This is a genomic window from Peribacillus sp. N1 (genome assembly GCF_054600815.1).
Map to the genome: position 1 here is coordinate 26,874 of NZ_BAAHZO010000011.1, position 13,357 is coordinate 40,230.

The window sequence follows — 13,357 nt, forward strand, 5'->3', positions numbered from 1 at the left end:
CTTCTTGTTATTTTATCCTTATTCATTTTAACTATTAACTTTCATTTTTGCTATAGTAAATACACATGTCATGACAAAAAAATACTTCATTTTTAAAATGATGAAGAAACCTTGGATATTCTGTCGAATGTTATAGATTGAATATTCCCTTTTTTTCATTTATCATAAAAATTGGCATAGATCATAGCGTTAACAATAAGTCATCATGTTTTGCCCAAGATAACCATTTTATTCAGGAGGGTAATTAATGACAAATCTAACGTTAGAAGTAAGTGGAAAGCTGCAAAAATTTTTAACAGGACCAAAAAAGCTCTATATTAATGGCCAGTTTGTAGAAAGTGCTTCAAAAAAAACCTTCTCCACTCCTAATCCTGCTACAGGACAAAAACTTGCCGATGTTTATGAAGCTGATAAAGAAGATATCGACTTAGCCGTCAAAGCTGCACGCAAAGCATTCGATGAAGGTCCTTGGTCAAGGATGAGCGCAGCTGCACGCAGTAGACTTATGTATAAACTAGCCGATTTAATGGAAGAAAATAAAACTGAACTAGCTCAATTGGAAACGTTGGATAATGGGAAACCAATCAATGAAACGACCAATGCCGACATTCCTTTAGCGATAGAACATATGAGATATTTTGCTGGCTGGTCCACCAAGATTGTCGGGCAGACCATTCCGGTAAGCGGAAATTATTTTAACTACACAAAACACGAGGCTGTTGGTGTTGTCGGCCAAATCATCCCATGGAACTTTCCGCTTCTTATGGCGATGTGGAAACTGGGAGCGGCACTCGCTACAGGTTGCACGGTCATATTAAAGCCTGCTGAGCAAACACCGCTTTCCGCTCTTTACCTTGCTGAATTAATAGATGAAGCCGGTTTCCCTGATGGTGTCGTCAATATCGTTCCCGGTTTTGGTGAAACCGCCGGACAAGCACTTGTCGACCATCCTCAAGTAAATAAAATTGCATTTACCGGTTCGACCGAAGTTGGAAAATTGATCATGCGCTCCGCTTCATATTCATTGAAACGGGTCACATTGGAACTTGGAGGGAAATCGCCAAACATCATCCTGCCTGATGCTGATTTCTCAAAAGCCATCCCTGGAGCTTTGAATGGAGTCATGTTTAACCAAGGTCAGGTATGCTGTGCCGGTTCAAGGGTTTATATTCAAAAGAAACATTATGATAATGTTGTTGCCGATATGGCGAGCCATGCAAAAAACATCAAACAAGGGATAGGTCTGGATCCAAGTACACAAATTGGACCGCTTGTTTCCGAGGAGCAGCAAAATCGGGTAATGGGTTATATAGAAAAAGGGAAAAACGAGGGTGCGGAAGTTCTTGTCGGCGGAAATAAACCGGGTGAACAAGGCTACTTTGTTTCTCCTACTATATTCGCTGGTGTTGAAGAGGATATGACGATTGCCAAAGAAGAGATTTTCGGACCTGTCATAGCGGCAATGCCATTCGAGGATTTAGATGATGTCATTAACCGTGCAAATGCCAGTGAATATGGATTGGCTGCCGGCTTATGGACAAGCGATATAGCCAATGCCCATTATGTTGCAGGAAAACTCCGTGCCGGTACAGTATGGGTGAACTGTTATAACGCGTTCGACGCAGCTTCCCCGTTCGGCGGCTACAAACAATCCGGAATCGGACGTGAAATGGGTTCTTATGCACTGGACAACTATTCTGAAGTGAAAAGCGTCTGGATTAATTTGGGCAAGTGATTTTTTGACTATTAAGAAAGAGGGTCTCAAAGAGGCCCTCTTTCTTTCAGTCCAATGATCCACTGTACAGAATCCTTGAATTATTCAACTATTCAAACCTTTTCAATAGTCTTTCCTTCTTTAGTTTTGGTAAAATGCAAGATAGACAAAATAGCTGCTGGAGCCTGAGCGAACTTATGTTGCAAATGAACCCTTCGTATACTATTAATTTTTACATCAGAGTAAAAAGTTTCTTTTTTATATCACAATAAGTACAATTATAAATGTAGAAAATGGAAAAGGAGTTTTGAATGATGAGTGATTTTCAAACGAATTTAGAAAAATATGCAGAACTTGCCGTAAAAGTCGGCGTAAACATCCAACAAGATCAAACCCTGGTCGTAAATACAACATTAGAGGGCGCTGACCTTGTGCGTCTCATTGTAAGAAAGGCATATGAGAACGGTGCGCGCAATGTCATCGTTAATTGGAATGATGATATTGTTTCACGCACCAAATATGAACTGGCTCCGGATGAGGTGTTCCACGAATATCCAAAGTGGCGCGCAGAAGAAACGATCGAACTTGCAGAAAACGGAGCTGCCTATCTATCCGTCATCTCCTCCAGCCCTGACTTATTAAAAGGTGTAAAGCCTGAAAGGATTGCCAACTTCCAAAAAGCATCAGGGACGGCACTTAAGAAGTGGCGTCAGTATATGCAATCCGATAAAGTAAGCTGGTCCATAGTTGCGGTCCCTTCAAAGGCTTGGGCTGATAAAGTATTCCCTGAAGAAGCAGAAGGAAAACGTGTTGATCTGCTATGGGAAGCCATTTTCAAAGCAGTTCGTGTTGATGTTAAGGATCCTGTAGATGCCTGGAAAAAACACGATGATACCCTGCATGAAAAGGTTGATTACTTAAATGATAAGCATTACCAAAAATTGCATTACGCGGCTCCTGGAACCGATTTGACTATCGAGTTACCCGACAAACATCTTTGGGTCGGGGCAGGAAGCGTTAACGTACAGGGTCATGAATTCATGGCTAACATGCCAACCGAAGAAGTGTTTACAGTTCCATTGAAAACAGGCGTTAACGGTACGGTTTCCAGTACGAAACCACTTAGTTACGGCGGAAACATCATCAATAATTTTTCCGTGACGTTTAAGGAAGGACGAATCATTGAAGTAAAAGCCGAAGAAGGGGAAGAAATCCTAAAGCAATTGGTTGAAACGGATGAAGGTTCACACTACCTTGGGGAAGTGGCACTTGTTCCATTCAACTCACCGATTTCTCAATCGAATGTTTTATTCTTCAATACATTATTCGATGAAAATGCATCAAACCATCTCGCTATCGGCAGCTCCTATGCTTTCTGTATTGAAGGCGGAAAAAATATGAGTCCAGAAGAGCTTGCAGAAAATGGACTCAATGAAAGCCTTACACATGTCGATTTCATGATTGGATCGGAGAAAATGAACATCGACGGCATCAAACAGGACGGCACTTCCGAACCTGTCTTCCGTAATGGGGATTGGGCGTTTTAAGAAGAGCTTTGATCTATTAGGGTTTTGAACGTCTAAAACCTTGAGTGTTCAACAGAAATGGTCACTATTCATCAGCCGCGTGTTTCTGCATACTAGGAAGCACGTGGCTATTGATATAACGTAATTTTGAATAGTTGTATAACCAATCCGCTTTGAAAATATTCTATATTACCAAGTCTAGGGTTAATACAACATTTATTAAAGCTAATATAAGTTTTGATATGTACTACCGCTACATTCAATTTCATTTGAATCGACAAATCTTGAATAAATTGATCAAATGGTAATTTAATCGGATCAACTCCAGCTAGAAATTCACTAAGATAATGTTCCGCTTCCTACTTAACATTCCTGTATTAGTAAAATTGATAAAACCACCAATCTTAAAGACTGGTGGTTTTTGTGTATTTATAAAAAAGACAAAGTATTTTAAATCAAAAATACTTTGTCCCCCAATTAATATCCTAGAATAAACGGATGAACACGGCAACTCCGGTTCGCCCGAAGTCAAGGTTCAATACTTGTACAAATCTATTTCGAAGTAAACAACGTACAGCAGCTCTGTAGGAATCACCAGGATCTAAATTGTTAGCACAAGGAGCAGCACTTCCAATCGTTGTAGCTTGTACAATTGTACGCTGAGCTAAAGGTATTAACGTAGCTCTTTCCCAAAGAATCGTAACTACATCAACAGATCTAGAACCAGAATCAGACATATAATTCACCTCTTTTCATTGTTAATATATTAAATGCAATTTCAGACAGCATGGTTCGTTCTTTTGTCATGCTACACACAAAAAAGGCAAATTTATTATCTAATTATTCAAGAAAAATTCTAGCAACTTATTCAAAAGGAAACGAGCGCCAATAGGGAAATCCAGGAACACTTTGAAATCCACTAAGTCGTCGAAGCCACTGCCCAGATTGTTGAGCAATAATCTGAAGCCGAGCTGCGAATGAAACTTGGCAGTACATCTGTCAAAGGACTCTTAACTGATTCCGGATATAGCTTCCATTCAAGGAAATTAATAGGAAGTATGTATTAATGATAGAAACTGATACAATTCATTTCGATAAAGGTTTTCGCCGATTGAATTTCATAGCCCTGATGATTTAATGGAGATTGTGGGGCGGATTAGTAAGAAGGTTTAGGTAATTAGGGGTTGTGAATGAGAATGTGATGTTATCAAGACGTTTAACTTAGTGACCGCATTTGAAACCCAAAAACATGCGTTATTAAAGGAGTTGTGACCAGCTTAGTGACCAAAAATGTGACCGCTCCTGTAATGAAATAAATAATACTAAAAAGTCGGTCTGAAAGTTCGTGATTTAAGGTTTCCATTCATTTAATACAAAAAGAAGTTCCAAAAATAAATGGAACTTCTTTTTTATATGAATTTTAAGGTCGTTTGAATAAGCCAATAAATTGATAGTAATCAGTTCGTATAAACCTATTAAATAGCTTCCGTTTTTTTGTAGCCAATTTGCCATATAATCTTTCAAAATCTGGATGGGACGTAATTATCAAGCTTAGCGAAAGCTTGACCCATTTTCTTTATACATTTACTCTACCGCTTTCTGCTCTCCAATCCGCTCACCATATGGAGGATTCTCACCAGATTATTTCTTTGCCAATTGCTTCTTATTTATACTATGGCTTTGGATAAACAAAAAGGAATACAAATAAGCCTCCCTCTAAGATTGGAAGAGGCTTATTCTAAGGGAACTTTATTAACTGTTTAGGCTTATTATAACTGTACTTTCTCTGGTAACACAGTGGTCACATGCGATCACAAAAAAGTAGTTTTTCTTACTTTTTCCATTTTTATCCTTTTAATCTTCGGAACCTGGCTTCCGTAATGGGGATTGGGCGTTTTAAATAAAGTGTTGTTATAGAGGGGTTTTGAAGGTCTAAAACCTTGAGTGGTCACAAAAATGGTCACATTTCTTTAATTTTAAACAAATTATCAAGTTCATCAGCCACGTGTTTCTGCATACTAGGAAGCACGTGGCTATACTTGTCTAGCGTAATCTGAATGGATGTATGTCCAACTCGCTCTGAAATGACCTTTACATTCACATTTTGTTTGATTAACATCGTAACATGTGTATGCCTTAAATCATGAAAACGAATTGTAGGTAACCCTAGCTTTATTGCTAAGTTTTCAACATCATCATTTAACCTAAAAACCCTGATCCTGAATTTTGTTAGGGAGATTGTACCGCCGAGTATTTCCTCTTTTTCATTATTTTCACCTTGCCTAATAGAACTTACTCAATATTAAAAGACCTTGTCAGCATTACTCTATGACAAGGTCTTTAAGAACCACATTTACTTATTATAGGTTCAATCTTATGTATTTAAATACCAAAACAATCACTATTTGAATTCTTTAATGAAATAGATATTCAACAATCGACAAGTCTTGGCTTACTAATTCTATCTTTTAAAAAAGACTAGGTTTTAATGTTTCTAGGTAAATAATCATTTTTTACACAGCTTGAATCAAATTAAAGTTACTTAGCCGATTCTTGTTCATAATCGATATTGTATTCTTTGGCAAGATTCTTCATCTCTACATGGTACTCAGTTATCACTTTTTTATATTCTTGCCCTTTGGCATTTGATTGATTTATTAGTTCCGTATCCTTTTTTTCCAAGCCCTCTTTTTCAAGCACTAAAGCATCATAATATATACCTGTAGCTTCTTCAATTTTAGCTTTTAAAGGTTTTAATTCTTCAACTTCTACAACTAGTGTTTTTGCTTTATTTACTGCTTTTTGGTAGGTCGGTATAACCTTGTTTGCAAGTACCTCATATAATTCTTCATCATTATGATAATTATCACCCGATACAGTTGATAATACTTGATTTGCTTCTGTTTCATAACTTACTATTTCTTGTATATCCTTGTTTATAAAATTAACAATTTCTTGTTGTTTATCCTCAAATGATTGCTTGTTTCCATTTGATGTGGCTTCAGTTTTAGTCTTTTCTTTTTCGGATTGATTTTCCAAAGAAGAGTTCTCACTACAACCTACAAGTAACAAAGAAATTGTAAATATGATTAATATGAATTTTTTCAAAAGTACCTGTCCTCTCTTAGTTCTAAGATTTTATTAAAGCTGGATCGTTTTTTATAAATGCGTCCCGACGTTTTAAGTATCCCTTCTTTTGGATCAATTTTATGATGCTCATCATTAAAAGTCCAACGAAGATTCCCGAAAGTGCATACCATTTCACAATAAAAAGCAAAACTATATATACAAAAAAGGCTATAAAAAATAAAGAATACACTAAGAACATCATTGCGTTAAAAACTTGCAATTGATATATTCTATTAATTTCCTTTTTTGAGGTTGTTTCGTTCTTTTTTAATTGCGCTAAATACTGAAACTCTAATTTTACTATTTGGTATGGTTCTATGAACCAATTAATGATTTTTTTCATCTGAATGTTTCCTTAAATCTAGTGACTTTAGCTTTTCTTTCATTAGCTTTTCACCCTCAGATTCGAATCCCTTAAAAATCACTTGTTTTATTTGTTCATGATTAAAAAAAACGTTACTTTCATCAGAAATGTGGCCTTGAGGATAGGGGCAAGCTACATACTCCCATACACTATCTTTTTCAGCTTGTTGTTGCATTCTTCCATAAACCATTAATGGTTGTGAAAATATATCAAGCAAAACTATTGTCCCTATTGGTAACAATTCATTTCCTTTATCAATAATTAAAGAATTAACCTCTTTTGTCATTAATAAATAGCTCCTTTCAAACTAATTATTTTTATTCTTTTTCAAAACTTAATCCAAGCTTAATTCCTATCAATAATCGAAGGTCAAGTACAATTTCTTTCCCAATCTTAGCCTCGCCACCTGCTCCGAATGCTGAAGCACCAGCTGTTCCCTTTATTGTATAGTCTGTAAAAGGAAGTGGAAAGATTCCTGAAACTTCACCTTCAGCTACTGCCGCTTTTGCCCCAAACCCGATAGAACTATTATCTATTCCAGCGTAAGCATTCGCTTTAAGAATTTCCCCTTTAGCTTCTACCCCGGTACTGCCTACGTAATCAATTTCCTTATCAAGCTGCGATTTCACTTTTGCATTATAAACGGCTCCACCAGCTTTTACAACAGGAAGAATACTTTTACCGCCTACACTGGCTTGAGCCTCCGCCATTCCAATATCTTGGTTAAAACTGCTATCAATTATGCTTGTATCATGTTCTACGCTAACATGGATTCCCGTTAATGAGCTGCTTCCACCAATTTGATCACTACCGTTTTTCACACCTTCAAACCCAGACCAATCATTCTCTGTTTTACCTACCGAAGCTTCTATTCCTTTCTTATCTGTAGTATACCTTTATAGTTGTCATAGCTTTCTGACCCTCCGCATTTAAAAATTACAAAGCGTTAAGAGTATATTAAACCTCTTTTTAATGAAGCATATAAATACGCCTAAAAAAATTGTTAGTTCCAATCAATCTCTCTATGTAAAAACCTGCCCAATTGCTCCTTTTATTCAGACGATTTCACACATATTTTCCCTTTTCTTAATCACCAACAGGGTTGAGCTTTTGTCCAGCAAACTGAATGACATGTCATCCCCCCCTTTATGAAGATTCCTCTTGTTTCGGACAGCCTCCCCCATAAAGAGAATATGACTCATTCGCTTCGCCAATCCCTCAAAAGTCGCTAAAAACTCTTCCGGGTCATACAAAAAAGCCTTCGCTTTTCTACAGTAATTGATAAATGAAATATACTTCCGAAAACTGACTCTCCATAATCCAAACTGTGACATCCATTCCTTGTTCAAGCAAAAAAAAACGCAATCCGCCCTTCTCCTTCTGCAATCGCTAAAACATCACACTTTAACTTCCTCTTTATATCATTCAAAATAATGAAAGCCTGATGATTTTACACACCTCATATATCATTGGAATATCTTGAACACATCTTTCATTGCCAAATATGTTATACTATTATTAAAGAGGGTGGCTAAATTGAAAAGCAATAAGTATAATACTGGTGAAACAGTAACTATTCAGGATACTAATGAATCAGTAACCATTAATAAATGGGCATATGTAAAAAACATGAAAAGATATTCTTATACTGTTAAAGAACATCCGACTACTTTTTTCTTTGAAGAAGAATTAAAAAAAGCTTAATGACAAGTCACTAAAAACCTACTCAGTCAGAGTGGGATTTTTTTTGCTTTCATTTTATAGCACAATAAAAAACAGACTCCCATCGAGGAAGTCTGTTCATATAGGTTACGATTTAATTTAAAAATTAAGCTTTTTGAACGTTAGCAGCTTGAGCTCCACGTGCACCTTGCTCAACTTCGAAAGTTACTTTTTGACCTTCGTCTAAAGATTTGAAGCCTTCGCTTTGGATAGCTGAGAAATGTACGAATACATCGTCTCCGTTTTCGCGTTCGATAAATCCAAAACCTTTTTCTGCATTAAACCATTTAACTGTACCTTGTTCCATTGTTGTTGCCTCCTAGTGCATAACACACATTGTATTACTATTTTTAATCATTTGGAAAATAACGAGTATCCTCTTCCACAACCAAAAACAATTCTTTATTAGATTAACATGAATTGATGCAGATAGCAAATTATCCAGTGATATTTTAAGGTGGCTTCACATTCTTTTTGCCTTCCTATTTTCTTTATTTATCCAATTTAATGATTCAGATAATAATTAATGGGTATATCAGAGTAATAACAAACCGTACGATTTTCACTTTAAGAATTACAACAAGGAGGTCACTCAATGAAATATTACAAAGTTTCTAATAGCGGTTTTGACAGTAAGGTTATTGTAGCCTATAGCGGGTATGAGGCACTCGGATATTATTTAATGGAAATCGATGATCAACTTGGTTTTGTTGATGATATAGATGTGGAAGAAGTGGATGCTGATGAACGAGTCGAGATTTCCTATACCGGGTATCCCGTTTATAAAACACTTAAGGAGCTATATCAAGAGAAAGATTTTTGGGAAGTGCCTAATGTTGTCGTGGAAGTCGAATAATGAAACCACCCCACATCTTTAAAAGAATTCCAATTTACCTCCCAATTAAACCGGTCATATAGTATTTGGTAATTGCCAGATATTCACGGGTATATGATTTCAATAGTGACACTCTTGGTGTCTTTGCCGGCAGTCCCTTCATGTCCAAGCCTTCTCTTTTTGCTATTTCTACTGCCCGGTAGATATGAAAGTCATTACTAACGATCAATCCTGAAGCTGCTGTATCAGGAATGAGTTCTTTTGAGAAAACAATATTTTCGTGAGTTGTTGTAGATTTGTCTTCCATCATGATGCGTGCTTCTTCAATTCCCTGGGCGATTAGTCCCTGTTGCATGGCTTTTGCTTCCGATATTTCTTCTCCCGGCCCTTTGCCGCCAGATACAATGGCCACTGTCTGTTTATTAGCCGATAAATACTCTGCAGTTTTATCAATCCTGTATTGTAAGGATAATGAAAGCACCAAACCTTTGACCCTTGCTCCAAGAATAATGAGATAATCAGCATTTCCCGGAATTTGCTGGTGAATGGTTCCTTGAATTTTCATGTGCAAAAAACCAAAATACCCCAGTACTGCAATAACGCAAATCACACAAAATTTCTTTAAAGTTTTTCCCCGTTTTTTTCTTTCCTTATATATCATGCTTTCCGACTGACTCCCTCATAAATACAGAGCGGGAAATCATGAATGACTTCCCGCTCTTCCAAAAATATTGCATTCAACAGCTTATTCTGTAACCATGTCATCATATATCAATTTTCCAATTTTACTGATTACTTGACGGCTTTCTTCCTCTGATTTCATATCTTCAGTAAGAACTGCAGCATAAACAGTTTGTGTTTCTGACCGAATGATTGCGCAATCATGGGCAACTCCTCGAATTCCGCCCGTTTTGCTTGCGACCTTGACCCCTCTGCCCATCAGTGATGGAAGTTTATCCCTTAATTGCTGATTGTCAAGTACACGCAAGATTCTTTCCTGGCTTTCTTTCGTTAAAAAGTTGCCTGTATGTATGGCTTTTAAGCAGGTGATCGTATCTTCCGCCGATATGGTATTGTCGCGCCCTTCTTTTAGTGCCTTAAAATCCTGCATTTTTCGTTCGAGGACAGTATTTTTCAAACCAAGTTCCTTGATGCATTGATTGATTCCCTCAAAGCCTAGCAGGTTCATCATCATATTCGTGGATGTATTGTCGGAAACAGTTATCATCAATGTCAATAAATCCTCTACAGTTAAAAATACCTTGTTCGATAAGACATGCAGCACCCCGGATCCCCCAGTCACTTCATTAGGCGGGATGGTCACTGGTTGGTTCAAATAGATTTTCTTTTGTTCACTTTGACGATAACCTTCGATGATCATTGGTATTTTGATTAAACTCGCTGATTGAAAGGATTCATTCTCATGATATCCAATCGTGTCCCCAAGACCATTTTCAATTTTATATGCGATTCTCCCATTAAATGTTTCAACTAATGCCAAGATATCATGTTCTATAGTCTTTAAGGTCATCTATCCCTGTTCCTCCCTTATATATCATATAATCCCTATAAAAATCCTTATACCCTAACTTATTCTACCATGTTAAAAGCAGTACAATCTTCTTATAAATTCCAAATTGAATGATTTTTTGTATAAAAAAAGAGCCTTCATATCGAAAGCTCCGAGTTTATTGACAAAAGGGGTCCGTCTGAATTTTTAAACTAGTTGATTTGAACGGAGGGTGCGAGACTCCTGCGGGAAAAGGCGCGTCCAAGGGAGACCCCACAGGCGCCAAGAGCGCCGAGGAGGCTCCCGGACCGCCCGCGGAAAGCGAGTGCCTGGAGAGGAAATCAACGAACATATTTTACACTCCCTCAAAAAAACGTTGCCAATCTTAATTATTATCGATTTTGTCTACAGTTTAAGAGCCTTCATATCGAAAGCTCCCTCAATAACCATTATTCATCTGGCATTAACTGCCCGGCTCTTCGCTAATGGGAATCGTTTCTTCTCGGTTGTATCCACCTGTGTGATTTTACCATCATGTACGGTTATTAAAACTGATCCATATTGCAGATCTTCCAAGCTTGAAATGATATGCCTGATTTTCATTTCTTCTTTCTTTTCCATATATCTCTCCCCTTCACTACTGGTAATAAAGCTTCGTTTCATGCCTAATGTTAAAAGTGATCCCATGAAAAACGCAGGTGCTTCCCACTTTCAATGTTTTCTTGAGGAACTTGGTTTACCTATCATATCCTCATCACTTTACTTTCCGAATAAGAATAACCAGTTAATAGGAACTCCATATTCCCCTCCCTTCACTATAAAAAATAAAAGGCACCCGCCATCTAACAGATTAGATGTAAGGGTGCCTTTAGTTGACTAATCGGCAATATTCGGGAGTTGCTTATGTTATAGAAAAATAAAATCCAAGCAACAAACCATATTATTCTTACCAATTAACTTGGTATTTACTAATATAATCCAATTTTCTCCTATTGTCAATAATACTTTTAAATTTTCTGATTAGTCTGCGTTTTACATTTTACTTATTTACCACTTTACCAAACTAAACTATTTGAGATATACTATTTTAGTATAAGTTGTCGGTATAAACACACACTTTGTATATAAGAAAGGTTCGATATAAATGGTAAATAAAAAATGGGGTTTATTGATTTTGACCACTTTCGTAATTGGAAATATGGTCGGCGGCGGAATTTTCATGCTCCCTGCTCAATTAGCACAGGTATCCAGTCCATTAGGGGCCACATTGGCATGGATTGTTACTGGACTGGGGGTTTTTCTAATAGCTTTGGTGTTTGGTAACCTGGCAGTCCGAAAACCGGATTTGAAGGCTGGACCACAAAGTTATGCTCAATCATTATTTAAATCTCCTGCTAAAGGAAGGGTTTCAGGGTATAGCATGGCTTGGGGCTATTGGGCTGCGAATTGGGCTGCGACAGCTTCTGTCATCATTTCATTTGCTGGTTACCTATCAACGTTTTTCCCGGTGATGCATAGCACGAAAGTGATTTATACTGCAGGTTCGTTTCAACTTGAACTAGGTAAAGCATTAACGTTTGCGGTATGTTCCATTGCCCTTTGGGGGATTCAGGCAATCTTGGTAAGAAGTTTTAACAGTGCTGGGAAAATGAATCTTTTTGCTACAGTTACCAAAGTGCTTGGATTCTTATTTTTCATCATTATCACGATATTCATCTTCGATACTTCCAATCTAGGAAACGGAGCTGAATTTTATGATAAGGCAGGTTCAGCCGTCTCTTTAGGTGATCAAGTGAATGCTGCTGCAATTTCAACATTATGGGCCTTCATCGGTATCGAAGCTGCCGTCATGCTTTCAAACCGTGCCAAGTCACAAAATGATGTAAAGAAAGCGACGATTTTTGGTTTACTCATCGCTGTTGCCATTTATATCGGCATTACTTTATTGACGATGGGTGCCATATCACAAGACGAGTTGAAAATATCACAAAAACCGCTTGTTGACGCACTACAAGCAGTAGTTGGTTCAAGCGGCACGTATTTAATGGCTGCTCTTGCCGTCATTTCCTTATTGGGATCGACAATCGGATGGATTGTCGTTGCCTCAGAAGTTCCTTACCAGGCAGCGAAATCGGATTTGTTTCCAGCCTACTTTGCGAAAGCGAACAAAAATGGCACACCCGTCCGTTCTATGACAATAACAAATATCATGACACAGATATTCTTATTCTCCACTATTTCGGGTACGATTTTGGAGGCTTATAAATTTTCGATGATCGTCGCTACACTCGCTTACTTGATCCCGTATCTTGCATCCGTTTTGTATCAATTGAAACTGGTCATGACTGGGGAAACCTATGACATCATGAAAGGCTCAAGGGTACGTGATGGAATTATCACCATCCTGGCTTTAATCTACTCGATCTGGGTCATCAAGACAGGTACAGCCGATATGAATACATTCATACTTGGCATTGCCTTATATGTATTCGGAATCGTCCTATACCCACTCTGGATGAGAAAAAAAGCATAACCTTAAACACCTTGGCATTAATAA

General features: G+C 37.5%; 14 protein-coding genes and 1 pseudogene. 5 read left to right on the forward strand and 10 right to left on the reverse strand.

Annotated elements, in window-relative coordinates; translation table 11 throughout:
- Window positions 1–247: 247 nt before the first annotated feature.
- The gene (locus ACYP5M_RS25115) at window positions 248–1,735 is read left to right on the forward strand and encodes an aldehyde dehydrogenase family protein (RefSeq protein WP_101224044.1); all 1,488 of its coding nucleotides are present in this window, start codon (window positions 248–250) and stop codon (window positions 1,733–1,735) included.
- Between the two features lie 293 nt (window positions 1,736–2,028).
- On the forward strand, window positions 2,029–3,261 hold the full coding sequence (locus ACYP5M_RS25120) for an aminopeptidase (protein ID WP_459735675.1): 1,233 nt from the start codon (window positions 2,029–2,031) through the stop codon (window positions 3,259–3,261).
- 464 nt (window positions 3,262–3,725) lie between these two features.
- Here ACYP5M_RS25120 and ACYP5M_RS25125 read toward each other — a convergent pair whose 3' ends face one another.
- From ACYP5M_RS25125 to ACYP5M_RS25150, 6 genes and pseudogenes are all read right to left on the reverse strand, one after another.
- Window positions 3,726–3,977: a hypothetical protein gene (locus ACYP5M_RS25125; protein ID WP_057278949.1), complete on the reverse strand. Its 252-nt coding sequence runs from the start codon at window positions 3,975–3,977 to the stop codon at window positions 3,726–3,728.
- 1,223 nt (window positions 3,978–5,200) lie between these two features.
- Window positions 5,201–5,443, reverse strand: a pseudogene (locus ACYP5M_RS25130) (tyrosine-type recombinase/integrase); the annotation flags it as partial.
- Between the two features lie 335 nt (window positions 5,444–5,778).
- Window positions 5,779–6,348, reverse strand: a complete 570-nt coding sequence (locus tag ACYP5M_RS25135) for a hypothetical protein (protein ID WP_434168961.1) — start codon at window positions 6,346–6,348, stop codon at window positions 5,779–5,781.
- A gap of 22 nt (window positions 6,349–6,370) precedes the next feature.
- Window positions 6,371–6,712, reverse strand: coding sequence for a hypothetical protein (locus ACYP5M_RS25140; protein ID WP_148357100.1), 342 nt, complete (start codon window positions 6,710–6,712; stop codon window positions 6,371–6,373).
- Window positions 6,696–7,019: a DUF4176 domain-containing protein gene (locus ACYP5M_RS25145; RefSeq protein WP_434168960.1), complete on the reverse strand. Its 324-nt coding sequence runs from the start codon at window positions 7,017–7,019 to the stop codon at window positions 6,696–6,698. The genes ACYP5M_RS25140 and ACYP5M_RS25145 overlap by 17 nt, the downstream gene beginning before the upstream one ends.
- Before the next feature lie 31 nt (window positions 7,020–7,050).
- Window positions 7,051–7,554: a hypothetical protein gene (locus tag ACYP5M_RS25150; protein WP_452445070.1), complete on the reverse strand. Its 504-nt coding sequence runs from the start codon at window positions 7,552–7,554 to the stop codon at window positions 7,051–7,053.
- A gap of 715 nt (window positions 7,555–8,269) precedes the next feature.
- Here ACYP5M_RS25150 and ACYP5M_RS25155 point away from each other — a divergent pair.
- On the forward strand, window positions 8,270–8,437 hold the full coding sequence (locus ACYP5M_RS25155; RefSeq protein WP_164855016.1) for a hypothetical protein: 168 nt from the start codon (window positions 8,270–8,272) through the stop codon (window positions 8,435–8,437).
- 124 nt (window positions 8,438–8,561) lie between these two features.
- On the opposite strand, the gene cspC is transcribed toward ACYP5M_RS25155, so the two are convergent.
- Window positions 8,562–8,762, reverse strand: coding sequence for a cold shock protein CspC (gene cspC / locus ACYP5M_RS25160; protein ID WP_034314312.1), 201 nt, complete (start codon window positions 8,760–8,762; stop codon window positions 8,562–8,564).
- 288 nt (window positions 8,763–9,050) lie between these two features.
- Between cspC and ACYP5M_RS25165 the strand changes: the two genes are divergently transcribed.
- On the forward strand, window positions 9,051–9,311 hold the full coding sequence (locus tag ACYP5M_RS25165; RefSeq protein ID WP_101224047.1) for a hypothetical protein: 261 nt from the start codon (window positions 9,051–9,053) through the stop codon (window positions 9,309–9,311).
- 34 nt (window positions 9,312–9,345) lie between these two features.
- Here the strand turns inward: ACYP5M_RS25165 and ACYP5M_RS25170 are convergent, their stop codons facing one another.
- The 3 genes from ACYP5M_RS25170 to ACYP5M_RS25180 all read right to left on the reverse strand — a co-directional run bounded on the left by ACYP5M_RS25170 (window position 9,346) and on the right by ACYP5M_RS25180 (window position 11,421).
- Window positions 9,346–9,951 carry a YdcF family protein gene (locus ACYP5M_RS25170; protein ID WP_459735676.1) on the reverse strand — a complete coding sequence of 202 codons (606 nt, stop codon included), beginning with the start codon at window positions 9,949–9,951 and terminating at the stop codon, window positions 9,346–9,348.
- 84 nt (window positions 9,952–10,035) lie between these two features.
- Entirely contained in the window at window positions 10,036–10,821 is a 786-nt protein-coding gene (locus ACYP5M_RS25175; protein ID WP_459735677.1) for a serine hydrolase, read from the reverse strand.
- A gap of 432 nt (window positions 10,822–11,253) precedes the next feature.
- Window positions 11,254–11,421 (reverse strand): YezD family protein, encoded by a 168-nt coding sequence (locus ACYP5M_RS25180; RefSeq protein WP_101224050.1) that lies wholly within the window; start codon window positions 11,419–11,421, stop codon window positions 11,254–11,256.
- A gap of 523 nt (window positions 11,422–11,944) precedes the next feature.
- Between ACYP5M_RS25180 and ACYP5M_RS25185 the strand changes: the two genes are divergently transcribed.
- Window positions 11,945–13,333 (forward strand): amino acid permease, encoded by a 1,389-nt coding sequence (locus ACYP5M_RS25185; protein WP_101224051.1) that lies wholly within the window; start codon window positions 11,945–11,947, stop codon window positions 13,331–13,333.
- Window positions 13,334–13,357 lie beyond the last annotated feature (24 nt).